The organism is Shewanella psychropiezotolerans (assembly GCF_007197555.1).
GTDB lineage: Bacteria > Pseudomonadota > Gammaproteobacteria > Enterobacterales > Shewanellaceae > Shewanella > Shewanella psychropiezotolerans.
In genome coordinates, this window is the sequence record NZ_CP041614.1 from 4713392 (window position 1) to 4740175 (window position 26784).

General features: G+C 45.3%; 18 protein-coding genes and 1 pseudogene. 5 read left to right on the top strand and 14 right to left on the bottom strand.

What is annotated here, in order from left to right; genetic code table 11:
* Nucleotides 1-135: 135 nt before the first annotated feature.
* From thiI to pomA, 3 genes are all read right to left on the bottom strand, one after another.
* Entirely contained in the window at nt 136-1590 is a 1455-nt protein-coding gene (gene thiI, locus FM037_RS20695) for a tRNA uracil 4-sulfurtransferase ThiI (RefSeq protein ID WP_144047559.1), read from the bottom strand.
* Between the two features lie 290 nt (nt 1591-1880).
* Nucleotides 1881-2858 carry a flagellar motor protein MotB gene (locus FM037_RS20700; RefSeq protein WP_144047560.1) on the bottom strand — a complete coding sequence of 326 codons (978 nt, stop codon included), beginning with the start codon at nt 2856-2858 and terminating at the stop codon, nt 1881-1883.
* Nucleotides 2859-2862: 4 nt separating this feature from the next.
* Complete coding sequence (gene pomA, locus FM037_RS20705) at nt 2863-3630, bottom strand: flagellar motor protein PomA (RefSeq protein WP_144047561.1); 768 nt, start codon at nt 3628-3630, stop codon at nt 2863-2865.
* Between the two features lie 342 nt (nt 3631-3972).
* Here pomA and xseB point away from each other — a divergent pair, with 342 nt between their 5' ends.
* Genes xseB through dxs form a run of 3 tightly spaced genes read left to right on the top strand, consistent with a single transcriptional unit; the run spans nt 3973 to nt 6981 of the window.
* Nucleotides 3973-4212 (top strand): exodeoxyribonuclease VII small subunit, encoded by a 240-nt coding sequence (xseB, locus tag FM037_RS20710; RefSeq protein ID WP_144047562.1) that lies wholly within the window; start codon nt 3973-3975, stop codon nt 4210-4212.
* On the top strand, nt 4213-5094 hold the full coding sequence (ispA, locus tag FM037_RS20715; RefSeq protein ID WP_144047563.1) for a (2E,6E)-farnesyl diphosphate synthase: 882 nt from the start codon (nt 4213-4215) through the stop codon (nt 5092-5094).
* A gap of 21 nt (nt 5095-5115) precedes the next feature.
* Nucleotides 5116-6981 carry a 1-deoxy-D-xylulose-5-phosphate synthase gene (gene dxs / locus FM037_RS20720; RefSeq protein WP_144047564.1) on the top strand — a complete coding sequence of 622 codons (1866 nt, stop codon included), beginning with the start codon at nt 5116-5118 and terminating at the stop codon, nt 6979-6981.
* A 196-nt stretch (nt 6982-7177) separates the two neighbouring features.
* Here dxs and grpE read toward each other — a convergent pair whose 3' ends face one another.
* A complete protein-coding gene (gene grpE, locus FM037_RS20725) occupies nt 7178-7807 on the bottom strand; it encodes a nucleotide exchange factor GrpE (RefSeq protein ID WP_144047565.1) in 630 nt (209 codons plus the stop codon).
* Between the two features lie 141 nt (nt 7808-7948).
* Between grpE and nadK the strand changes: the two genes are divergently transcribed.
* The gene (gene nadK / locus FM037_RS20730) at nt 7949-8827 is read left to right on the top strand and encodes an NAD(+) kinase (protein ID WP_144047566.1); all 879 of its coding nucleotides are present in this window, start codon (nt 7949-7951) and stop codon (nt 8825-8827) included.
* 74 nt (nt 8828-8901) lie between these two features.
* Here nadK and FM037_RS20735 read toward each other — a convergent pair whose 3' ends face one another.
* Nucleotides 8902-10086, bottom strand: a complete 1185-nt coding sequence (locus FM037_RS20735; RefSeq protein ID WP_144047567.1) for a TonB family protein — start codon at nt 10084-10086, stop codon at nt 8902-8904.
* A gap of 143 nt (nt 10087-10229) precedes the next feature.
* A complete protein-coding gene (locus FM037_RS20740) occupies nt 10230-11288 on the bottom strand; it encodes a CobW family GTP-binding protein (RefSeq protein WP_144047568.1) in 1059 nt (352 codons plus the stop codon).
* 288 nt (nt 11289-11576) lie between these two features.
* Here FM037_RS20740 and FM037_RS20745 point away from each other — a divergent pair, with 288 nt between their 5' ends.
* Nucleotides 11577-12971: an endonuclease/exonuclease/phosphatase family protein gene (locus FM037_RS20745; protein ID WP_144047569.1), complete on the top strand. Its 1395-nt coding sequence runs from the start codon at nt 11577-11579 to the stop codon at nt 12969-12971.
* A 169-nt stretch (nt 12972-13140) separates the two neighbouring features.
* Here FM037_RS20745 and FM037_RS20750 read toward each other — a convergent pair.
* The 8 genes and pseudogenes from FM037_RS20750 to FM037_RS20790 all read right to left on the bottom strand — a co-directional run bounded on the left by FM037_RS20750 (nt 13141) and on the right by FM037_RS20790 (nt 26273).
* Nucleotides 13141-14645: pseudogene (locus FM037_RS20750) on the bottom strand (SulP family inorganic anion transporter).
* 302 nt (nt 14646-14947) lie between these two features.
* Nucleotides 14948-15928: a transposase gene (locus tag FM037_RS20755; protein WP_144047570.1), complete on the bottom strand. Its 981-nt coding sequence runs from the start codon at nt 15926-15928 to the stop codon at nt 14948-14950.
* A 714-nt stretch (nt 15929-16642) separates the two neighbouring features.
* The gene (locus FM037_RS20765) at nt 16643-17080 is read right to left on the bottom strand and encodes a hypothetical protein (protein WP_144047571.1); all 438 of its coding nucleotides are present in this window, start codon (nt 17078-17080) and stop codon (nt 16643-16645) included.
* Nucleotide 17081: 1 nt separating this feature from the next.
* On the bottom strand, nt 17082-23342 hold the full coding sequence (locus FM037_RS20770; RefSeq protein WP_324617141.1) for an RHS repeat-associated core domain-containing protein: 6261 nt from the start codon (nt 23340-23342) through the stop codon (nt 17082-17084).
* Nucleotides 23321-24262: a hypothetical protein gene (locus FM037_RS20775; protein ID WP_144047573.1), complete on the bottom strand. Its 942-nt coding sequence runs from the start codon at nt 24260-24262 to the stop codon at nt 23321-23323. The genes FM037_RS20770 and FM037_RS20775 overlap by 22 nt, the downstream gene beginning before the upstream one ends.
* A 630-nt stretch (nt 24263-24892) precedes the next feature.
* On the bottom strand, nt 24893-25234 hold the full coding sequence (locus FM037_RS20780; RefSeq protein WP_144047574.1) for a hypothetical protein: 342 nt from the start codon (nt 25232-25234) through the stop codon (nt 24893-24895).
* Between the two features lie 354 nt (nt 25235-25588).
* Entirely contained in the window at nt 25589-25906 is a 318-nt protein-coding gene (locus tag FM037_RS20785) for a hypothetical protein (RefSeq protein ID WP_144047575.1), read from the bottom strand.
* A gap of 34 nt (nt 25907-25940) precedes the next feature.
* Entirely contained in the window at nt 25941-26273 is a 333-nt protein-coding gene (locus FM037_RS20790; protein WP_144047576.1) for a hypothetical protein, read from the bottom strand.
* Nucleotides 26274-26784: the final 511 nt, after the last annotated feature.

Here is a 26784-nt window from a genome sequence, read left to right on the forward strand (position 1 = left end):
GTCTGAAAGCAAGGCAATAACAAACCGCATCTAATTAGATGCGGCTTGTGAGCTTAATTGTCAGTGACTTAAATATGGCGACTGAAACATGGGCTAAATGGCCCAGCCACTTGATAACAATCCAGGCACTGGGGCTTATGGACGGTATACCTTTACGTTCTCATAGCCTTGCTCTTGAAGATAAAGCGCTTGCAGCTTACTCATCACACCACGATCGCAATAGAGCAGATAGGTTTTATCCTTGGCTAAGTCGGCAAATTGTGTCGCTAACTTAAAGAAAGGAATAGTTTTAACTTCAACACCGTCCACCTTGAGTGGATCACGCTCCTCCTCTTCCGGCGATCTGACATCTATGATCACTTCGCTGGAATCGACTGAATCAACGGTTTCAGTCTCCGCTATCTGAGCATCCACGCTCTTGGCTATCTCGCGGATATCTATGATCACAGCCGCCTCGATAACACGATCGATAAGATCTTCAGAGAACTTGAGTTCTTCGGCTTCAATCTTGGCAAGTACAGCCTTCACTGTCGGTTTTTGTGAGATCACGCCGCAGTATTCAGGAATAGACTTAGCGAAATCTTCAGTACCTATCTCACGACTGATATCGATGATATCTTGCTTGTCCATGGCAATTAAGGGACGAAGAATGAGTTGCTCGGTACAACGGTCGATAACATTGAGGTTAGTCAAAGTTTGGCTGGACACTTGTCCCATGGCCTCACCAGTAACCAGGGCTTGAATCCCCATCTTATTGGCGACTTTAGTGGCTGCTCGCATCATCATACGCTTGAGGATAACGCCCATCTGACCGTTATCTATTCTTTCCAGTATTTCAGTCACCACAGGATCGAACGGCACAGAGATAAACTTTACCTTGTGCGACTCACCGTACTTCTGCCACAAATGATAAGCCACTTGCTTAACGCCGATCTCATGTTGATCGCCACCTAGGTTAAAGAAACAGTAATGAGTTCTGGAGCCACGCTTGATAAACTGATAACTAGAGACACCGGAATCGAAACCACCAGAAATAAGCGAAAGCACATCTTCCTGGGTCGCCATAGGGAAACCGCCCAGGCCAGGAATGCGCTTCACCACCAGATAAAGATTTTCTCTGTCGATCTCTAAGTTAATCGTCATATCGGGATTCTTGAGTTTAACGCCCTTAGCCTCGGTGAACTGGTTTAAGCCGCCACCCACATAACGTTCAACTTCAATTGACTTGAAATCATGATTACCCACACGTTTAGCGCGAACACAGAATGTCTTACCCGCGAGATCATCCTTATACAAGGCCAATGTCTGCTGGTAAATATCATCCATCGACTCGAATGTACTCTCATTGACCTGCAGAATATGGGCTATACCCGGAATGCAAGCTAAACGCTCCCCAAATGCTTCAATCAGATCGGGTCTATCGCTTGGTACCATCACCATGATCTTATCCCATTCGCGCTTAACCTTAGCCGTCTCATCGACTTTCTTAAGTACGTTACGGATATTGGTTTCAAGCATTTTGGTAAAACGCATTCTTACCGGTTTGCTTTTCATCATGATTTCAGGGAACAATTTTACGATAAATTTCATCAGGGTCTTCCGGGGGATAAAGCCATTAAATAATATTGGGCGGTATTATACCAGTTCCATTAAGTAAGTGATCATTCAGCGATCATAAATTTAATGGAATTGGTATTACACCAGAAGCGAGGGAGATTGCCTATGTTGAATTCACAGTGTTTGCTAAGCGTAAAAGAGATAAAACCAGAGCGGTTAAAGAAAGAGTTGAAAGGGCGGAGTTAAAAAGAAATAAGTAAAAAGGAAGTGCATCTGCACTTCCTTATATTTAGTTTTTCGGCGGTGAACTTGGGCCAAGCTACTTATTGCCCTACGAGTATCTCATCTGAGTACTTGGGCTTTCCTTGCTCAATGGCTATTTCAACTCGACGATTTCGAGCCCGATTACTCGCCGAATTATTGTCAACTAACGGGTTTGAATTAGCCATGCCAACCACTTTCATCCTATTTTGGTCAAAGCCTCTCACTTTAATAAGCTCATGAGCGACGGCAACCGCACGCTTACTCGACAAGTCCCAGTTAGAGCTATAGAGCTCATTGCTGATATTCATGTCATCAGTGTAGCCCGACACAGTCACTATTCCAGGAATATCCCTGAGTAGCTCGCCAACCCTGCGAACCACAGGCTTAAACCTAGGCTGTAAGAAGCCGGAGCCGGAAGAGAACGCCCCCTTCTCACGGATCCGAATGATTATCTGTTGCCCGAGAGACTCTATCTCAATTGCCCCATCAACAATCTCTTTATTGAGCTCTTGGGCCATCTTCTTCACTTGGTCGTTGATGTTTTCCTGAGCGGCAGCCTGTGCTTTGGACTCCTCCTCTGCCCTCGCCTTAGATTCCGACTCGGCCTTAGACTCGGCTTTGGCTTCGGCTTGCTCTTGCGCCGTCGCAGAAGCTTCACCACCACGTTGCTCACCACGTTGCTGCTGCACACCACCGGCGCTGTCATCATCACCGGCTTGATATTCCAGTGTCGGCTCAGTCATCTCGTTGGTTTGCTGGTTAATTATCTCGATTGGAGTAGGTTCGGGGCGGCCAGGTCTGAACTCCAGAGCTATAACCGAGGTGCCCTTGGGAATATCTTTGACTTCAACTTTATTTTGCACCCCGAAGGCATATTTCATCGAGCCAGCAATCTGCTTGAACTTCATCACATCCATCTCAGAAAATGAAAGCAGGAGTACGAAGAAACACATCAGCAGTGACATCAGGTCGGCGAAGGTTGCCAACCACAAGGGCGCGCCTGCTGGAGGACAGTCGCATTTAACCTTCTTAGCCATCCGGCTATTCCCCGTCCGTCGTATCTATCTGTCGCAGCTTCTCTGAAAGGTAGTTCTTTAAGAAACCTTCTATCACTCTGGGGTTTTGCCCATCTTGAATTGCGAGCACCGCATCCATGATCAGATTACGATTAAGCATCTCCTCATCCATACGCAGCCCCAGTTTCCCCGCAATAGGTATCGCAACCATGTTAGCGATCATCGCACCATAGAGCGTAGTTAACAACGCAATCGCCATCGCTGGGCCAATTGACTTAGGGTCATCCATATTCGACAACATACCCACTAGCCCTACCAAGGTGCCGATCATTCCCATGGCAGGGGCAACATCACCAATGGCCGTAAAAATACTAATCCCCATTTTATGACGCTGCTCAGTGAGTGCGATATCCTTCTCTAACGCGTCTCGTACCACATCGCCGTCGTGTCCATCGACTAACATATCAACCGCTTTTTGCATAAAACTATTGTTAATTTCGGCTTCTTCCAAGGCTAAAAAACCACCTTTGCGGGCGGCATCTGCCATGGTCACAGATTGCTCGATAAGCTCATCTGGCTTATCTATCTTAAATATAAATGCCTTAGCGCCAATTTTCACTGACCCCAAAAACTGCTTGAGGTTATATTTCATCATCACGACAAAAAACGTACCGCATATTACAATTAACACAGAAGCGGTATCGATAAAAATACCAATACCACCACTCGTGGCCATAGCCCCAAGGATAAATCCAAATGCACCGATAAGGCCGATCAGGGTCGCTAAATCCACAACTGCTCCTCAAATGAAACTGATTCCAGAGACATAGGCTCTGATCAGCATGAAATAGGTAAATGTTCAACATGAGGCCAATGTACTTAGACACACACGTATATTGAAAGTGATGTAATGAAAATCTGATTTTAACGATTATCAATTAAGCCATCATGGCAAAATAAATAATACCTTACCTTCAATTATCGGACAGCTTACACGCAAGTTTAGCTTCAAATTCAATTTTTTATAAAAAAACCTCTAGAAAGCGTGCTATTGCACAAATTTAGGGCAGGCAGATTTGACCCTTGCCGCTGGCTGCGATACCTTGTCTCACGCTAATTTCTAGGAATCCTTGTCGTGGCTAAAAAACCTGAAAATCTCACTTTTGAAGAATCCCTCACCGAACTCGAACGCATAGTTTCAGATCTTGAACAGGGAGATGTGTCACTCGACGATGCCCTAAAACAGTTTGAAAGAGGCATAAAGCTGGTTCGAAACAGTCAGGGAAAGCTGGAACAAGCCCAGCAAAAAGTGTCTATATTGATGCAAGAAGATGAAAAATCATCGCTGACCCCTTTTGATTCTGAGGGAGAATAAGTGTTAGTCGATACGATCACTCGATACCAGCAACGTGTCGATAGCCAGCTAGAAAAGATCATTGATAGTCAAACTGTCACAGACCCTAAACTCCTTGCTGCGATTAAGCACGGCGCCTTACTCGGTGGCAAGCGTATACGACCTTTCTTGGTTTATGCCATCGGCGATATGCTCAGCATCCCACTGGAAAAGCTGGATTCATGTGCCGCCGCTATCGAATGTGTTCACGCGTATTCTCTCATCCATGACGACCTCCCGGCCATGGATGATGATGCGCTCCGCCGCGGACAGCCTACGGTTCATGTAGCCTTCGATGAGGCCACGGCGATTCTGGCAGGCGATGCACTGCAAGCCCTTGCCTTTGAAGTCATGTGTGAGCCTATTAACGGAATAGCGCCTAGGCAAAATTTAGCCATGGTTCGCGCCTTAGCCAAGGCTTCAGGCTATTCGGGTATGTGTGGCGGCCAAGCCATGGATCTAAGTGCCACGAATAAACCAATAGACTTAGCGACGCTCACCCAACTGCACAAATTAAAAACCGGCGCCCTAATACGCTGCGCCGTTGAACTGCCTATGATTGCGGCGCAAGTATCCAAGGAAGAACAGACACTTCTAATGGAGTTTGCCGATGCCATAGGTTTAGCATTTCAGGTGCAAGACGATGTACTGGATATTATCTCTAGTACAGAAGAGCTCGGAAAACCACAAGGTTCTGATTGCGAATCAAACAAAAGTACCTACCCTCAACTACTCGGATTAGCAGGCGCACAGACTACAGCCAAGAGTTTGATTGAGGATGCTCTATCAGCGCTGACCAAATTACCATACAATAGTCAGCTAATTGCCGAATTCGCCCGTTACATTATAGAGCGAAGAGTTTAATAAAAGAGACAATGTATCTCGATGAGTTTGGATATTTCCCAATACCCTGTGCTTGCACAGGCTAATACCCCAGATGAGCTAAGACAGCTTCCTCAAGACTTGTTGCCACAATTGGCCGACGAGTTAAGAAGCTTTCTGCTGAAATCAGTTGGTAGATCAAGTGGTCACTTCGCTTCCGGACTAGGTACGGTTGAGCTCACAGTGGCCCTTCATTACGTCTATAATACGCCGTTTGATCGTCTGATCTGGGATGTAGGCCACCAGGCTTACCCCCATAAAATCTTAACTGGACGCCGTGACAGGATGCATACCATACGTCAAAAAGGGGGGATACATCCTTTCCCATGGCGTGAAGAGAGTGAGTACGATACCTTCAGCGTCGGTCACTCGGGTACATCGATCAGTGCTGCATTGGCTATGGCCGTTGCCGCAGAGAAAGAGCAGGCCGGACGAAAAGTCGTTTCAGTCATAGGTGATGGTGCCATGACCGGCGGAATGGTATTTGAAGCCATGAACCACGCAGGCGATCTTCACAATGACATGCTGGTCGTGCTTAACGATAATGAGATGTCGATCTCAGAGAATGTGGGCGCACTCAATAATCATCTAGCCCAACTCATGTCTGGTCGATTGTACACCACGATTAGAGAAGGCAGTAAGAAGGTACTCAAAGGCATGCCAGTCATCAAAGAGATGGCAAAGCGCACCGAGGAGCACCTCAAGGGCATGGTTGTCCCAGGCACCATGTTTGAAGAGCTAGGGTTCAACTATATCGGCCCAATCGATGGCCACGATGTCGATGCTTTGGTCGAAACGATGCGCAATATGCGTAATCTGTCCGGACCACAAATTTTACATATCATGACCAAAAAAGGTCGTGGTTATGAACCTGCAGAGAAAGACCCTATCGGCTGGCACGCCGTGCCCAAGTTCGATCCATCAACGTTCGAGAAGCCAGCATCTAAGCCTAGTCATCCGACCTTTTCACAAGTGTTTGGAAAATGGCTGTGTGATATATCGGAGCAAGATGACAAGGTCCTTGGCATCACCCCCGCGATGCGCGAAGGCTCAGGCATGGTTGAATTTTCTCAGCGATTCCCCAAGCAGTATTTCGATGCAGCTATCGCCGAGCAGCATGCCGTCACTCTCGCTGCAGGCTTTGCCTGTGAAGGGCTCAAGCCTGTCGTCGCTATCTATTCGACGTTCCTTCAGCGAGGTTACGACCAGCTGATACACGACGTTGCGTTGCAGAAACTCCCTGTGCTGTTTGCTATAGATCGTGGTGGCATAGTGGGGGCAGATGGCCCGACTCACCAGGGCGCCTTCGATCTGAGCTTTATGCGTGCCATACCCAACATGGTCATCATGGCGCCATCCGATGAAAATGAATGTCGTCAGATGCTCTACACAGGTTACTGCTATAAAGACGGTCCTACTGCCGTGCGTTACCCTCGAGGAAGCGCCACGGGTGAGCCACAAGTCGAAGAGATGACAGCCCTGCCAATTGGCAAAGGTTTGATCAAACGACAAGGCACTAAAATTGCCATACTCAACTTCGGCACACTCTTAGACAGTAGCTTGGTCGCAGCCGAATCTCTCGATGCAACAGTCGCCGATATGCGCTTCGTTAAACCCTTAGATGTTGAGCTGGTCAAACTGCTTAGCGAAAGCCATGATCTGCTTGTCACGGTAGAAGAGAATGCCATCATGGGCGGCGCAGGTTCCGGAGTATTAGAGGAACTGCAACAACTGAAACGTCCTATGCCTGTGTTGCAAATAGGCTTACCGGATGAGTTTATTAAGCATGGCGAGCAGAAAGAGATCTTGGCCGAACTTAGACTCGACAGTGCGGGAATTCTTGCACAAATAGAAGAGTATCTTAAATAAGCTTGATTGGTATCTTAAAAAAAGGACTGCAATTGCAGTCCTTTTTTGTGTCCGGAACACTTATGTATATTTCCCACGGAGGGATAGAAATATACTTTGTATATAGATATTCACTTATTAAGATAAGAGCTATCCCCGGAGACCATGAAAGGCCTAAGAGGGGATTTTTATACCTAGAACCTAGGAACTTCTGATATTAAGCCTTCGTATCTACCGAACCACCGCCTTGAGACACCATCACCATAGCAGGGCGCAATAGACGCTCATTCAAGATGTAACCTTTCTGCATGACCATCATTACCGTATTCGCGGGGAATTCAGCGCTAGGCTGCATGCCGATAGCCTGGTGATGCTCTGGATTGAAAGCTTCACCTTGTGGGTCTACCACTTTCAGACCGAACTTATCCACGGTAGAGATAAAACTCTTGAGTGTCAGTTCAACGCCCTCATAGATAGCTTTAGTCTCTTCGGCTTCTGCGTCTGTTCCCTGAAGCGCACGCTCCATATTATCGATCACAGGAAGTAGCTCATTGGCAAACTTCTCCAGAGCGAACTTACGAGCTTTCTCAACATCTTGAGCTGCACGACGACGAATATTGGCCTCAGATGCTGCAGCGCGAGTCACTGAGTCTACCTGCTCCTCGACTTTAGCTTGAGACTCGGCTAGTGCCTGCTCTAACTCTTCAATACGAAAGTTGGCTTGGGTTAACTCATCCATCAAACCTGCTCCATCTGTGCCAGTTTCAGCTTCATCAGCAGTTAGAATTTCACCTTCTACCACAGTATCGACTTGTTCTTGTTCCGCTTTACTCGATTCGTTGCTCATTCTTACTCCAGCTAAAATGCTTTGTTTCTGCTTGCTCTGGGCATATACTCAATTAACTTGAAAATGCTCGATCTCGCATACCAAGTTGTTTGAACATATTATGGGGATCAAATTACCGGATTCAAGGCCTAGCAGATAATTATGCCTAAAACATTTCAAACTATCGGCCTAATTGGAAAGCCGAACCATCACGGCACCCATCTCACTCTGAAACGTTTACACCATTGGTTGTCTATGCAAGGCTTCGATATATTGGTGGAAGAAAGAGTCGCCGCCGAGGTTGGCCCTCAATGCGAATCAGTCGATCTACTCGAATTAGGTGAGCGATGTGACTTAGCCATCGTCGTTGGCGGTGATGGTAATATGTTAGGTGCCGCTCGAGTACTTGCCAGATTCGACATAGGTGTTATCGGTGTCAACCGAGGTAACCTGGGGTTTCTGACTGACCTTCCTCCCGATTCTTTCGAGAACGCCTTGGGCGAAGTGCTCAATGGCAGTTTCGAAACTGAATTTCGTTTCTTGCTCGAAGCCGAGGTTCATCGCCATGGCCATATGAAGTCCAGTAATACAGCCGTCAACGAGGCGGTACTGCATCCAGGCAAAGTCGCTCATATGATAGAATTTGAGGTCTATATCGATGATGTCTTCATGTACAGTCAACGCGCCGATGGCATGATAGTGTCGACACCGACTGGCTCGACCGCCTATTCGCTTTCTGCTGGCGGAGCCATACTGACACCCAATCTCGAAGCCTTGATATTAGTGCCCATGTTTCCCCACACGCTCTCTTGCCGCCCCATAGTGGTCGATGCTTGTAGCAAGATTAAGTTAGTTGTCTCACCCGACAATGGTGATAATTTGGAGGTGAGCTGTGATGGACACGTCGCCTTACCTGTCCTTCCCGGTGACGAGATATTGATCAAGCGCAGTCATGAGCGACTCAGGCTAATCCACCCCAAGGGCCATAACTACTTCCACGTGCTAAGAAGCAAGTTAGGCTGGGGAAGTAAACTCTTCTAGCGATTAGTTATCAGACATATCAGAAATGGCCTCGAATTACTCGCGGCCATTTTTTTATTTTATTGCAAAGTAAGTTAACTTCTATCTAAGGTAAAATCTAATTGAACCAGGCTGTCTGCAGCAACAGGTTTCCCATCAACAAATTTGGGTGCATAGCGCCACTTTTCCAACGCCTTTAGGGATGCTCGTTCAAACCCTGAACTTCCCTTAGAATTAACCACTTTGGGATCTGTCACAAAACCAGACTCATTGACAGTAAAAGCAACTTGTACCCAGCCCTCTTTTCCAGTGCTAGCTGCTGACATGGGATACTTTGGATTGATACGATACAGGGGAGTTTGCTCTTGATTTTCCTGCCAAGGGCGCATACTGCCTATTGCGATGCAGTGCTTTGTTGAAGATTCACTATCCCCCTCTTTTTCGTATAGCTCAACTAGACGAGCATGTGACGCCAGTTCATAGGGATGGCTGTAATTCAGTTTTGAGAACTGGGTTATCACCTCTTCAAAAAGTGGAATGGCTTTACTCTCTCTCCTCTCTGCAAACCAAATCATGCCAGCAGTGTAAGTCGCCTCCACTCTTTTCAAAGCATCTTGTGGCAACTTTTCCTGGTAAATCTCGAAGGCATCAAGCGCATAATCGCGCACTCTACGATCATAGTATTCAGAGTTTTTTAGCCCATTAAAGGCACTCATTTGCACACTGGCTAACAGTAGTGGACGTTCACTGTCTTCGGCTATCCCTACCGCATGATGATATTGAGATTTGGCTTTTCTTGCATCTGAGCTTGTCTGCGCAGCACCAAGTAAAGGATCGATAGTCTCTAAAGAGTCCTCTCCAAACTCAGTTTCGTAAATACTTAGGGCAATCAGGTAAAGCTGATGAGCCTTCTCTGCACGTTCATTTTTAGACTTCCTGTCTAGACTCTTATCTTTGTGTTGTAAGGCCGTCGCATAATTTAACGCCAGATTGGCAGTATCTAAGCTCTTATCACCGAACTCTTGTTGGCCCAATTCATATGACTCGGCCGAATACTGGAGCATTGCAGCAGCATCATTGTCTGTCACAGCATGCTTATACGCCTTGTAACTATCATTGAAGGTTACTGCCACATCAGACACTGGGCTAATATCTGAGGCAGACTTTAAGCCAAGCACCGGGGTAGACTCAGTGGCTGAAAGCAAAAAACTTGGGGCAGCGATTAAAAGAGTAAGGCCTAAAAGCTTAGGTTTAGCTAGAAGATGAATAGGTGACATCATAAATATCCATATTTATACAAAGTGAATAATAACGAGACCAGAGGTCTCTGTTACATCACCCTAACTGAAACACCACCATGACTCCAGCAATTACAACTTTAGATTTACAAAGTTTAACCAATAAAGATAAAACGTGTATGGCACTAAAAGCTAAGCTGGCGAGACAAGCTAATCAGTTCAGCTTCTATCACCTTAGCATTTATCTGCGACAAACTGATAAGCTCGAGTCGGGAGTCCATCACATCATCTAGCTCGGTAATCGTCATCTCACCATCAACCAGATTAATTCCGGCAATGCCCTCGTCGGTAATAACTACGGCTTTAAAGCGTAATACATCTAAACTTTTCACCCAAACCAGAAGCTCATCGAAGTTAAATTCATAACTTGGGTCAAATACCCAGCCACAACTATAAGCTCCCTCGCCCACATTTGATTTAGACACAATGCCACGTTCGTCAAACTCCAATACACCGGCATTATAATCGAGCTCAAACACACTGGTTTTAGGAGTTAACAAGGATACTGGCTTACTGGGTTTTGCTGCAGGTATGACCGCAGGTTCATTTAACAGGGTCATTAACTCGTGAGGCAATGCCGCAGAATCAACCCCAGCCATGCTGACAGTGAGTAAGCTGCTGGCCTTGTTAAACTTCGGCCCTAGCAGGCTTTTCTGCTGCAGATAATCTTTAAGATCAGCCAAACTATCTCGGGTATAGAGGTCGGCCTTAGTCGCCAATATGATATCCGCGACCTCGAGCTGCTGATTGAAAATATCATGTTCCCGATAACGTGCATCGGTGACTTTTCTGGCGTCGACCAGACACAGGGTGGACTTTAATTTAATCACATTCTGATAGTGAGGCTCACTGAGCACCTTAAGCACTTCCCTTGGATGGCCCAACCCCGTCGGTTCTATCAGCAGTCTATCTGGCTTTGCCTTAGCGATAAGCTGATTGATGGCAACCTGCATAGGCACACCTGCTGCGCAGCACATGCAGCCACCAGCTACTTCACGAATTTCCACAGTCTCACCGCTCCCGCCCAGCAAAGCGGCATCTATGCCCACTTCACCAAATTCATTGACTAGCACGGCCCATTTCTCATTCACTGGCTTATCGGCTAACAGACGCTTGATTAGCGTGGTCTTGCCAACTCCTAGAAAACCGGTAATAACATTGGTGGCAATTGGCTTAATGATCATCTTAAGGCCCAGAACGAGTTAGAAGTAAAGTAGCCGTCCAGTGTAGTAATTAATCTTACAAGTCTCAATACCTGTTACAAAGATCCCTCTCCTAATCGTTCAAGCGCAAGGTCCAACATCACAACTTAGATACTTAATCAGCCAACAAGCGCAACATACGCATAAAAACAGTGCGATTGAACTCATTTTTTGATCTGTTTCATATCCAGTTAATGGACACCTGTATAGAATCCTATCGAAGCTCAAATAAATGAGCTCAACATAATAATTATTGATGGGTCACAAAATATGAATTTTCTAAAAACTGCAGCTGCGGCTGCGATCTCGATTGCGTTATTATCAGGATGTAATGACGAAACAATTATCAACAACCCCGTTGAACCTACACCAGATAGCACTAATGTTCGCTTCGGTACTTATAACTTATCATTCGATCGCAGCAGCTTCGAACAACTTGCTGCAGAGATGGCTTTAACCACTCCTGAGCAAGAAGCCTTAATGGAGAAGTGGTTCGATGAAACCTTAACTGAAGACGAACTTAAAGTGGCAGAAAAAGTCATTCAGATCCGTAACGTCGCAGCTATAATCCAGACTGAACGTCCGGCAGTATTGATGATGGGCGAATTTAACAACGATGGCATGGGTGAGAATCAAGACGCTATTAAAGGTTTTCGCTTAAACTACTTAGCGGTACCACAAAATGGTCTAGGGACCACTTCTGATGATAAGAAGATGCTCGAACCGATTCAATTCGCTTATTTCGAGAACTTCTCAACCAACACAGGTCTGCTCAGCGAATTCGATCTAGACCGAAACGGAACTGTAGCACTACCAGGCGATGCTTGGGGCTTCGGTTTCTACCACGGCCAATATGCCTTTGGCTTACTGTCTCAGTACCCAATCGATACTGATAACATCCGCACTTTCCAAACCTTCAAGTGGAAAGACATGCCGGGTGAAACTAACCCAACAATCACTAACTGTGAAGATGAAAACAATCCAATTCCAGAAGGCATGAAGTGTGGCGATGAATGGTATACAGCAGAAGCTTGGGCCGAAAAGCCATTGTCTTCTAAAAACCATGTGGATGCGCCTATCCTAATCCCTACTGCCGATGGTGAAAAAGTGGTTCACTTACTACTCTCTCACCCGACGCCACCCGTTTTTGATACGCTCACACAGAACAACAAGATGCTTAACCGTGCAGAGATTAAATTCTGGAGTGACTATGCATCAAATGCCGACTACATCTATGATGATGCCGGTGTCAAAGGCGGCCTAGGGCTAGATGCTTCTTTCGTCGTTATGGGCGATCTTAACGCCGATCCAGAAAATGGTGATGGCTTCCTCGATTCAATTCAAAACCTAATGCATCATGAACGTGTAAACGTACTGGCAACCGATGGTGTTTACGCGCCTAACAGCCTAGGGTCTACTGAATGTGTAGCACTTGGTGGTTGTGGCGATAGCACCTACCCAGATCGCATCACCAGTACCTTCGGTCTACGTGTCGACCATGCTATTCCGTCAAACGATCTTAACATCACAGACTCAGGCGTATTTTGGCCTGCAAGTTTCGAAGACGGCTACATGCTTATGAATGATGAGCGTGTTGGAAAATGGGGCAACGGCAAGGATATCTCTTCCGATCACCGTTTGGTATGGATTGAAGCTGAGCTGTAATTAGCTCACTTTGAAAGCACAAGAATAAGCGCTTTATTCAGTGCCACTCTTTATTCAGAGATAAGTGAAAACCGCCATAGTGGGCGGTTTTTTATGACTAAAAAATGGGTTAAACCAGCTTATCTTATCTTCGAGTCAATCAGGTTAAACCGGAACCGGAAAATCACAATTAGTGGCCCACAGACACGCTAGCTTGTCGTTCAGGCTTATCATAAATAGCAAACTTACTGATCAGCTTTTCGCTGGGATCATTCATGCCTATTACGTTCACATCGACGCCCAGCTTTCTAAATTTCAATATGACCTTATCTAATGCCGCAACCGCTGTAATATCCCAGAAATGTGCATCGGACAGATCTAAGGTAATGGCATCCGCCAGCTTCTTAAATTCAAATAGCCCGATAAAGTGATCAGCCGAGGCAAAGAAGATCTGACCATGTACCCTGTGAGTAACATGCTCGTCCTCAATAACCACCTCATCCCTGACAGCTAATATGCTGCGACTCTTATTGGCATAGAATAAGGATGCCAGCACGACTCCGACTAACACACCGATAGCCAGATTGTGCGTCATCACCACCACGACCATAGTTGAAATCATAACTAAATTGGTCGATAGAGGATGATGTTTAAGATCGGCAAGCGACTGCCAGGAGAAAGTGCTAATAGCCACCATGATCATCACAGCCACTAGGGCCGCCATGGGGATTAACTTCAGCCATGCGTCTAGAAACAACACCATGAACAGCAAGAATATTCCTGCCGCCAGGCTAGAAAGCCTACCCAGTCCACCAGACTTGATGTTGATAATCGACTGACCAATCATGGCACATCCCGCCATTCCCCCCATCAGGGAAGCACCAATATTCGCAATACCTTGACCCTTACACTCACGGCTCTTGTTGCTATAGGTGTCGGTCAAGTCATCGACAATACTCGCCGTCATCATAGACTCGAGTAACCCAACAACGGCTAATGCTAAGGAGTAAGGAGTAAGGAGTAAGGCAAGATGATCCATAGAGTCTCGAGTGTCACAGGTACATCCGGCCAGAGGAACACAGGCAATGAGTCCGGCAAACTCCCCATATCACCCACAGTGCGGATATCCATCCCGGTATAGATGACAATCATGGTCAACAGCACGATACACACCAGAGGTGATGGGATCTGCTTGCCAATTTTGGGGATCATAGGAAACAGATAGATTATCGCTAATCCCAGAGCCGTCATGGCATAAACATGCCAACTGACATGGGTCAGCTCCGGGAGTTGCGCCAGAAGAATGAGTATCGCCAGCGCATTCACAAACCCGGTGATCACAGAGCGGGACACTAGCCGCATCAAGTCTGCCAATTTCAGATAGCCTATGACTATCTGAATGATCCCTGTGAGTAATGAAGCGGCTAACAGATACTCTAGACCATGGTCTCTGACCAGAGTCACCATCAGCAAAGCCATCGCCCCGGTTGCACCGGATATCATGCCAGCCCTGGCGCCGCTAAAGGCAACGATAACGCAGATGCAGAAAGAGGCGTACAGACCGACCTTAGGGTCAACTCCGGCAATAAGAGAGAAGGCGATAGCTTCGGGAATAAGCGCAAGTGCAACGACAATGCCAGACAGCAGGTCGCCGCGGATGTTAGACATCCAATCGATTTTAAATTGTGTAAACATTAAACCTCTACTTTTCATCAGACGGCCGAACTTTTCGTCAGGCAGCCAAAGCCTGATTCAGAAATCTGAAAGATAAATATAACCAAGACATCCATTTTATTCTAAGGAAGATTACCAGTACCGAACACAACCAGATAAACTCCTCGATTTATCAAGCCGCCCACTTACACACCAAACGATACTCAAACATTCCATCATGAGTTAAATTACAATCATTTCCTTGAAAATCAAACATCATGACCCCAAGCAAGGGTTTGCTTATGTTTGAAAGATGACTTTTAACTGGATATCTTGGGTCTTAATTAAGCGCTATCTAGCCATCGATGACAGTTGGCTGCACCTTGCCGGCGCTTGCGCTCAAGATGTTCACAATAGGCCGTTAACTCTTGAGTGTTACCCACGGGCCCTTTGAAAATATTGGTAAACTCTGTGGCCAGTTTTATCCAGTTTTCTTGCGGGATATTAAGTCTATTTAAAATAGTAGCCGACTCTTGACTCATATACCCTCGCTTGTCAGCTCTGACTATTCGTCCAGTATCATCAACAAGTTGCAGATAATCTTTAGCACTGAACATGACTCCTTTAGCTATGCCTTTGCTCTCATTACCAACAAAGGGCAGCAGTGATGTTGGCTGCTCACCTTTCATGGCAGCTTGGATGCGTTTTTGAATACTAGTGAAGTCTGAGGTTTCCGGTGTAGCGGCCATCTTGGCACGGATAGGATTCAAATCTACATAGGCCATACAGGCAAGTACTGCTGCTTCATCAAGCAGAGCCTGGGACTTAAACCTTCCCTCCCAGAAACGGCCTTTACACTTGTCCTCTGCATTAGCTCTACGAGCGATAGGTTCGTTGAGTGCCCGCATAAACCAAGAGATGTCCATCAGCCTTAAGCGGTACTCTTTTACTCGTTTATTGATAATGTTTTGTTGATAGGATTCAAGTGGTTCACCTTTAACAAAATCATGATTTAGGCTATCCCCTTTAAACAGCTTTTGCCATTGGGTGACCACCTCTACATCTGACCAATGCTTAGCTAACTCCACATCAATACGTAACACGAGATGTAAATGATTACTCATGACTACATAAGCACAAATATCAATGGCAAACACAGATGAAAGTTCCAGTAGGCGACTTTCAACCCAATCCCGTCTATGCTCATAGGATTGACCTGTATAATTATCGACTCCACACAAAAAAGCCTTTCTAACACAACGAGATATGCAGTGGTAGAATAATGTATCCTCCAAACTTACTAATGATTTTCTTGGTGTCGGCATAACAAATCCCCTCAACAGCTCTCACGTAAGCTTAGTCAAGGGATCTTCATCAGACAATCTTGGGTGTCTTGGTTATTTCTATCCTCTTAGCCCATACACCAGAAATAAGCATACCTCCATATTAGTGTCAACTGAGCTAACATCATTTATGCTGATATGCCTTATCTCGGCTAACGCTGGGATGCAAGAAAACAGAGCGAAGACGAGCAGGAATAAAGAAAAAACTCTGGTCATTACACTCGTTTTCAACATTACCCCCCTCTCTAAATTTGACAATGTCATTGAAGTTACCCTCCATATTTTATACACAGAGTGTAAACATATTTGCTCGGAAAAGTCTGATAATTGTTCCTGGTTCGACTGGTATTTTGTTTTGCAGCCAATGCCGATTAGGGAGGAGGATACCATCTCATCATGTATTACGAACGCGTGTCTTGTAGGGCTGTCAGATCTTGTTTATCGGTAGAGCAACGAGCATAACCAATCCGTATTTCAGTCATAAATATGTACGGTTAGGGGGCCACAAAAGAGATTGTTATCGTACCACTCATATGAGACAACTTCATCGCCCATTTCGCGGTGATCAGTAGGTACTGTTTAACTGTCCGTTCAACGATCCTCTTCCGTACAGGTCGCGAGACACTAAAATTAAGCGTCACGAAACCTCTTACTGAAGTAATAACTAAAGCTTAGTAAGACGTTCAACATGTGCCATTAATTGTGGGTGGCATCATTTACCGCCACTAGTAAAACCAACTCTGAATATATTTTAAGAACCAATCCACTCTCGAATCCTAATACCATATGATAATTGTCCTCAGATTGCTCAGAAGGTAAGAATCCTTCCATAAGATTCAAATCATCAGGATGTAAGTAGCCAATATAACTGAGGCAGTCATCTTCAGAGAATGGCTTTTCACTGTCTCTTGGATTAACCCTAAAAATATCAACTGACTTAAATACTAGTTTCAGCTTTTTGTATTGTTCTAGTTTAGCCCATTCCCCGGAACATTTTTTCCAATCGAGTTCTACAGTTCGCTCTTCAATATTGTATGCTAACTTCACAAAATCAAAATTTGAATGTAAGTCCAAAAATGTTCCAGTAAATTCAATAGCGATAGAGTCTACAATTTTAAAATTTTCCAATAACATTCTATTGCCCTTTTGATTTTAAATATCGGTCAACCATCCTCAGCATTCTTGCATCACCAGGAATAACATCTCCATCTTTTGTGATACTGCCAACTTGACCCTTTCTAGGACCTTTAGGTATTACATTATTCTTATATGCTTGAGCATGGGGGGTTGGCACAGAAACATTACCAAGTTCCTTTGAAGAGTGTGCTTTACCTCTTAGATCTACTCGAATTTGACCTTCAGTAGTTTTAATCGTCACACTATTTTTATTTCCATTTCTTAACGCTAATTCCTCTCCACGCTCAACGATAGTTTGTTTCTTTGTAACATCAGGCGCCCTACCTAACTTTAACTTACGCTCAGCTAAAGATTGAATCCCTGCTTTCCCAGCTATGAACGCCGCACTTGTGAGGTTGCCTGTTTTTTGGTACTCCTCATAGCCAGCCTCAAAAGCATCGATACCTGAATGTATGCTATCAACGGCTTGCCCTGGTCCCGACCATGATATGGCATAGCTCATGTCACCTTTAATAGAACTATAACCTTTAGCAAAGCTAGCATCATTGCCGTAGCCTTGTTGAGCATTGTTGCCCAGCCCCCCAATCTTATCAACCTTAACATCAGCTTGCTGAGCAGTTTGCGATTTATTAGCGCCAGAGTCAGCCTGCCTATTGTCCATTCGGACTCTTGCCCCAAAGGCTGCACCATGCGCTCCAGTATCTACGCCTTTGAGTCTGGAGCCGGTCATGACATCATCTGACGCATACCCTGTTGGGTCTGTCCCTGCCATCGGGTTATTCATAATATACGAATACGGATTAACACTTTGCGTCGATGTCGGGCTCTGAATAAACGGATCCACCGACATAAAGCGACCCATGTTGTAATCGTACACCCGACCGTTCATATGAATAAGCTGCTGCTCGTTCAAGTGCTCATGGTCGGTGAAACCACGGCGGTTACGGTTAGTATCAAGCAAATCGCCTAAGCTACCCGCCACACTCGCCGTAGCCGTACGCCCGAAGGGGTCGAAATAGCGCTGACTAATGATATTACCATTGTGGTCCACCATCGTCGTGGCACTGCCTAATCTGTCTCGCAGGGTATACAGCAGCTGATGGCTCTTTTCCGGGGTGTAACTGAGCACGGCGACATCATCAATGTAGGCTCGCCAACTGCCGTCGCTGTCCGATTCAAACAACTTATCGACATAGTGAGTCTTAGTGGTTTTGCCACTCACGGTTCGGGTTTGCAGTGCGCGCATATTATCGCTGCCATAGACAAACGCCGTGCGGGTGTTGTTGCCCGGCCCACGTCCATTGATGGTCAAGGGTTTATCCAGTGCGTTATAGGTCATGGTTAACCCGTCACCAACAAGCAGATTACCCCGACTGTCATAGCTAAAGGTGACGCGCTGATTATTGACTTGCTTAGTGATGGCGCACACGCGGTTTGGCCCATTACACGCGCCATACTCATAGGCGTTAGCCGTGTTAACACTATAATCGGACTTTTTCAGCAAGTTACCCACCGCATCATAGCCATAATCGACGGTAGCGGCGAACGGGGTACTGTTATCGTAGATAGCAAAACCCCCATTGCTAAAGTTGTACTGTTTTAGACGGTTCAGATTGTCATACACATAACGCTTTTCTAATCCTGTGACGGCATTGCGTTCAGCCGTGAGGTTCATAAAGCTATCGTAACGCTCATAATAATGATTATGCAGCAGGCCCAAGCTACTGCTCACCTGAGTGCTGGCCATGGTGCCTTCACTGTTATAGCTGCTGGTTTGCTCTAGTAGAACATTGGCCATCTGACTGCCCGTTAGGTGGCCTGCGGCGTCCATGTCGGTGACGGTGCGATAGATATAACCCGAAGCCGCATTACGCGTCTGGTTCAGGTAACCAGACTCGTTATAGCGGTACTCCAGCGTTAACCCATTGGGGTAAGTCAACGCCTTAGGCCGACCATAAAAGCTGTCGTATTGATGACTGACAGTACGAGTGACACCATCTCCACCGACACTCGTGGCGACTCTGACCGAGCTCGAATCTAATTGCAGGTGACTGTTATAAGCGTAACTTCGGCTGATGCCATTTGCAGTTTCTGACGTCAATAGCCCTTGCTTGAGGGTATCCCAGGTGTAGGAAGCCGTACCTGGAGCATTACCGCCTGCAGTCGTTTGGCTGGTTATGCGCCCCAAAGTATCGAACACATAGCGTTGCACCACACCATTGGCATCGGTTTGCCTGTCCAGTTCGCCTAAGGTGTTATAACCGAAGGTGGTAGTGCCTTGGTTGGGGCCAACCACCTGAGTCTTATGACCAAAGCCATTATAGCTGGCCACTATTTTGTTATGGTTCGCATCCTCAATGACCAGAGGACGCCCCCCACCATCATAGGCAAAGCGACTACTGCCGCCTGCTGCATCGACGGTTTCATAGAGTAAGCCTTGCATGCCGTAGGTGCGCGACATGGTGCGACCATCAACCGTGATATCGGTTTTCAAACCGGTATAGTCATAGGTAGACATTAATCCACCTGACTCACCATTTGGCAGACGTCGAGTCGTTGGTCTATCGAAAGCATCGAAACCACTGAACTGAGTATATTCAGCGGTGTCACCATCGTAATAGGGCAAAGACTCATGAGTCAGATGCCCAAAGCTGTCATATTTTTTGTCCAGATACTGATAGCGACTACCATCAAATGCTTGAGTGACACTGAGTAAGAAGCGACCTAAGCTATCGAGGTAAACTTCTTTTGTCGGCATGCCTGCAGAGGTGGTACGTGTCATCAATTGAGCATAAGCCGGACGATTGTTGCCATTGGACGCGACTAAGTACCTCAGATATCGAATAGGGCTCCCCGTTTGGCTTACCTCAACCGGTCGCCCTATGGCATCGTACTGAGTTTGGGTAATCATACTGTTCGGCGCCGTCACTTTGGTGGGGACACCTAAACCCATATTATATTCAGTTTTAGTGATATGACCTTTGGCGTTAGTCACTTGGTAAGGGAGGTAACCATCATCCGCAACACTGGACCCATTTTTAGTGTAATTAAATGACGTTGTTCGAGCTGAAAGGTGGCTGCAAGTACTAGACTGTCCGGTTACCGTGGATGATAAAGGCAAGCCATAATCATTAAGCACCATAACGTCACTACGGCTGCAAGCACTGCCCGATGCAGTGTAAACAATGCGGGTAGGTTTGTGATGAACCTCGTCCCAAGACTCAATCGTTTGCGTTGCCACTTGAGCGATATCAGCACTCACTGCTGGGTCGTTCGCCCAATCACGATTTTCGACGGTATTGGTCGTCATCACCGCATTAAATTTTGATAAAAACCAGTTATCTGTGTCTGGCGTGAACACGGTATCGACCACGGTTTGGTAGCTATTGGCGCCACCATCAATATAATCGGTGACCGTTTGAGTGCGCTTACTAATATTGCCAAACTCATCAACAGCACTCGGAGCAATGGTTTGCTCAACCGCGCTGCGCCGCTCACTGGACCCACTTAACCCGTAGCTGTTGGTGATAGTGCGGGTATTGATGTTGTGATACACGCCGGTAATCGTGTGCTGCGGGTTGTCAGTCCAGCTTTGTGTGGTCGTTGCCACTGTGATGCCATTGACACTCACCGTTTGTGATTCAAGCAAGCTAACAAAGGGGAATTTTTGCCTGAAGACACTCATGGTCACTTTATTGCGACTGACATCTTTTTCAACCACTTCTCTAAACCCAGTGAAGCCCCTGCCTTGCAGATTATACATGGCGCCTTTGTAGGCGTACTCGGTTTCATTGACTCCACCGATGCCATTGCTTTGCTCAAACGATTGCACCACGTACATGCTGGAGCCAAAGTGAATATAGCCATCACCGACATAATCATGGTCGGTATGGTACATTTTTGTTTGGCCTGCACTGGCTTCGCCCGTAGAGAGCGGGCGGTAACGCCACTGGCTGGTGTTACCTAAGCCGTCAGTGACAGACGCTAAATAATCAACCGGTTGGTAATCGCTAGGGGTTATGCCTGTGCCTGAGCCATAATTCCGACTGATATAGCCACCGTAATCGGCCCCCCACAGACTTGAGGCGGGCTCATCTATCCAGGTTCGATTGTGTTGACCTTGAACTATCCGAGGGCCATATGCTGTTATCATATCAACTAACCCATCGCCAAACGCATCGGTAAATGTGGCTTGATATGCACTCCCTTTATATTGTGTTGGTTCTTGAGTTAGGCCGTAGCTTCCATCGCTATTTCTGGTGAATTTAATAGCGTCATATTGATAAATGGATTCATCAAGACTGCGTGAGTCAATCGGTGCTGTTGGGAAATTAGCCTGGGTTGATGTAGCGAAATCCTGATATAAACCATCACCGCAGAATGTTTTGGTATTCCACTGATAGTTAATGGGTACCACAATGCTTGCGCAGCCTGTAATTAATCTTTTGTTTGGCAGAAGAATTTCATTGATACCATCGCCATCAATATCTTGTGAATGGAAACTGTCAAAATGCATGGGATAGGTAACATCGAAAGGCTCCTCAGAAAATGCTTTTATAACAAAAGAGCGTTGCTTTAATGAGACATTGCCCGTGAATGCTTGCCATGAAGTAAAATCTGCGTTCCCGGTATTTAGCATATACCCCAGTTTTATTTTGCCCCCCTCAATTTGTTGCCACGCGATAATATCGGTCAGTCCATCCCCGTTCATGTCGGTCATATAATTGAAGAAAAAGAAATCTGTTACTATATGGCCAGGGTTTTCAAAAAAGCCGAAGCTAGGGGCGTCTTTACTTTCAAAAACAATATTATTACCCATGCTTTGGTTTAGCATGAATTGTTTCAAGCCTTTTACTGGCACAGCCCCAAAAACACTTCGATTACTAAAAAGTGCTAAATCAGGTAACCCATTGCCATCAATATCACCCACCGCATTTAAGCTCATATCTGTTTGTTCAGCATCCTCTCTCGTCGAGGTGATGACGATACTGGTTTGATAGGGGTGAGTCGATGAGCCTGTGTGGACAAAAAGCTCCCACTTAATGGTGCCATTCCTTGCTCTTCGCATGAGCAAATCAGGCAGGCCATCGCCATTAAAATCGGACATATTTTCTATGACATCCGGGTTTTTAAGCTTTCGATGGTCATAAGAGATATTGGTTTCTATGAAGCTATCTGAATTGTTAGCAGAAAATCGAATAGCGACGTTATTATTAACGGGCTTAACAATGTCAGTTCTACCATCTCCATCAATATCAGCCACTGAGCATGTTTTCTTGCCTGTAACGGCTTTATAGTAGCAAACATCTTTATAGCCGTATTCATGCTGCCCTGTTTCTCTTTGTTCGGCATCTGAATAGTACGTAGGAAAATCAAGTACTCCATCACCATTGGCATCCGCGACGGGGGTCAATTCATAGGCTTTAACGACGCCATCAAAGATGTGCTTGCCATCCAATTTAAGTGGCTCGCTTGTGATGGTAATGGGGGTATCTTCCCACGAAAAATGCGTCATCTGACGACACTGTGACTCCCCATTGAATTGACCACAATGCTGCACAGAATCTAGCAAGGTTTTCTTGCTTATCTGGCTTTGTTTAAAGCCAAGCTGATATCGTGATACCCAATTTTCAGAGCCGAAATACGTTTCTATCGATGTTAATCGTTGTGTCGTTTTTAATCGTCCACCTTGGATATAGGCATTACGCTTATCAAGACGCGCTTCATAGATGAACTTAACTTGTCTATCTCCGAGATTTGAATTCGTCCCCGTGTAGTAAATACTTTCAAGTAGATGCTCACCAGCTTCAGGATTAAAGTAACGATAATCAATGGTATTCATTCCATCAGAGTAGGATTCTTGAGTCACCTTCCAACTTAACGTTGTTGTTAACCCCTCAGGATTGAAACGACTATTGCCGTTAGCCCCATAAGTGGCTGTTGAACCATCGGGACGATAGACCGTAAAATGCGTTGAAGCGCCATTAATTGCACCCGATTGCATAACTTTAACAAAGCTGTCCATCTCGGTGCGGTACTCAGTGCCGCTGGTGCCATAGCTGCCAGAGGTGATGAGCCGCTGCCCATTCAAACAAAGCCTGTCGGTATCGGCATTAAAGGTCACTGCACGGGTGAAACCATCTTGGGCATGGGTCGCCCCGCAACGGCTTATCGCTGAGCCGGTATTGAGTGACCAACCAACACCGACTATGCCGTTACCACTTTGTGAGCTATAACTCAGAGAAACCTTAGGCTGAATACCCGCGCGCCCGGGGGTAAGTCAATAGGAATTTGATAGCTCGCTTGGCCACCAGAGACAGAAGCTTGCCCCTTGAGTACTGCAGCATCTAAATTAACTAATTGAGAAGGTGCAGCATTACTGCCTGTGGCATTGGGTACCTCAGCATCGGTTGTTTGTAACCACTGCTCAAGTTGAACGTTCAGCTCATTGACCTCATGAGTTGTGCTACCAATATCGGTAATAACAATGCTATTTTCAAACTTCCCATCCAATGAAATAACTAACTCTGCATCGGATGTTCCGTTGATATTTTGATACCTAACCGCCCCTTGCTTTATTTCTGTCGCATTAGATGCAGTAAACTGTGCATAAGTTAAGGTTGATAGGTCCCAAGAACTGCCATTACGGGATAATTTTATGACACTACCTTGGTCAGGAATAAACAGTGGGATAAATATTTCACCTGCTATAGGCACAAACTTTGGAGGACGAACCAAATACAAATGTCCATTGGTATCTTGGTAGACGTTGTAATCTAACCGTTCTATTGAAAAAGACTCTGATGTTATCGGTGCACTAAGATCTTGTAACTCAACATTAGCACTATAGCCACTACATAGTGTTTGCTGACAAGCTTTAATCTTATAAAAATACAAATATTGGCTTTTACTTGATAAGACTAAACTTCTTCTACTGTGGGAACTGGAATATATTTGAGTCCAAGAAGAGTTATTTGTTGACTCGAATAAGCTGTATACGATGTTACGACCACCGGCAATCCCACTTACAGATGTCCATTCAAGCCTGATTTCATTGCCAGATTTGTTGCCAGTCAAATTTGGAGTGCCGACCCCCGGAAGCGAGGTCGCAACGACAGACCAAGAAAGCAAGCACAGCGACAACAAAACGGTAACAAACCTAAGAGAAATTAAGCGCATACAAATACGTCCACAACACATGATGCGGAAAAAGTACACCCTTTTAGTGCGATATGTCAACATTTGAAACACTCAGACAACAAGCCTCACATCGACGGTTAACAAAAAGACAGGCAGCATAAGGTATAAAGTGTTGCATTTCATGTGGCGGGGGGATGTAGTAACTTAATATCGCACATGGTGTTGTTATCGGGTTTATTTTTGCGAAATTGATTAGGTCAAATCAGCACCATGTGTGTCTAGATTTTGAAAACAAAAGAAAGTATCTGGGAATTTTCTAGACGGGGTCTGAGGTCCAACGGAGTCTAAAGTTACTCTAAGCTTCTGTGCCTTCTCAGTAACGGGTTGCAAGCGCTCTTCCTTTATAAACCTAGCTCTTGTTATAGCTACCTATCACAAGGATGTTTATAACTTATGTGGAAGAAAATCCACTTAAATATTCATATATCATTGCAGTGAACTCTATTGATAGCCTCTTAAAGTAACTTTCCGTACCCTTGCCCTCCCCCCATGAACTATTGAAAACTAGAGGATTTAAGACAAAAATAGACACCGACCTTGCTAAACCCGAGGTGACCATATATGTCCCGTCTTTTGTCTTTTCTGCACTTACTAACTTGCGGGCATTCGCTATTCAGTAATCGTAACTGAATGAACAAAGCAAGAACCATTTGCGTTTTTTACTGCGTCATCGACAGCTATTGTGACTTTTTTATTTGATATTTTTGCAGCCAGTGCTAAAGAAAAAGTACTGTGACCATTTCCACCTTCACTGCGAAATCTCGCAACTACCAAGCCACCAGACAGTGGACATGTACCTGCTGAGGTAAAGCCATTTAAAACCACATAATCGCCATTTTCACGCGATTCGATCCCTCCAAGCCTATTGATCGTGTCAGTATGAACGAATATTTCCGCATACGAATTGCTTGAGAATATATACGCGAATGCAAAAATAAATACCTTTTTCATTACTTTCCCTAATTTATTATGTATTGCTTCAGCCACAATAAATGGCTGCAAACTTGTTGCGATTCGAGCCCAAAAGGCGCGCGTTCGTAATTCATGTTCCCACTCTTTCCTAATAACGAAGGGGAGCATCATTGACGACAATTTAAAAGCGAATATTTTCAGCGACTTACTATCGAAAGGTTAAAGGTAACTCTATTTATCTCAAAAACACGTCTCAAAAACCAAAATCACAAAAACTGATCTGACCGTTGATTTCTAAGTCATTATTACCCTGTATAATTCAAAGTGACACCTGCTTACACGTATTACGAACGGGGGGCTGAAGGTTAGAAACCTCCGGCTAACCGATTATATTTACCATATACCTGCATAGGTTATAGGTCCCGCGGTATTTATTTTTGGCGTTCCCAAGATTAGTTTCTCTGATGTAGTCATCTTTGTTAAAACTACACTCCACAAAGATTTACCACCGGGTGTTGTTGTATCAATATAATAATTATAACAACATGGAAGGGCTTGGGAATTGAACTCATTAAGGTTTCTAAAATACACCATACCGCCTGGCGTTATTTGCCATTTTATTAGGCTCATGTCATTTACTGTAATCCAGTCTGTCGCATTTGCGGATAGCGTTGTAAATAAAATTGAAAACATTATGACTATTTTTTTCATTTGTGCTCCGTATCTATTAAAATTGGTGTCTGATTTACTTGATCACTATATGCTTAAGATTTTCAATGGTGTTATATAAACTACAGCTACCTGTACCACCCAACCAAACATTAGATTTGGCTGCATACGCAGTAAGTACGGCACCCAGAGTCATCTTACCAACCTCGGTGGTGCCATCAAATACATAGTTATAACCTTGATTAGTTTGGCAGTCAGGTAGATTAGTAGGTCGCGGACTAATCGTTAACATCACATTTTTTCCAACGCCGGGTCCCACCAACACTCGGGTAATTTTGGTGGTGTTGATACTACTGGCAAAACAACTACTGGCAAAACAAGCCATCATAACTAGAGCTAGTTTTTTCATCTAATATATCCTTTTAATAATCATCAACGGGACTGGCTCTGACTCATAAATAGCGACTCAAACCTCAGGGGGCTATTTTACAATAAAGGGATAAAAGCTAATTAACGATTCTGTCGCATCTTTGAGAAACGAAGTGATCCCAGTCTCCTCCAAGCACGGTTACGCCGCTAAAGAATAGCTCCCATAGCATTATCTCATCAGCATCTTTCATCTGACCTTTACGGAGCATTTGCCATAACTCGACACGGCTATCGTGGCTTCAGCCCCTGCCACCGATTTGAATCCAAGGGCGATACGCATCTTCCATTTTACCGCTCGAAGACTCTCTGTTCCACAATATTATTCAGGTACTTTACCTGCAGCACCTCGATTATATAAGCAGCCATACCATCGAACGGCCATCAGGATTTTGGCTGAAGTAAACTTTTTTGGCGAAGCTGAAGGCCATAGGAAAAGTTCATACACCAAACAAATGCCAACCTAGCATCACTGCGGGCAGGCCTATGTATCG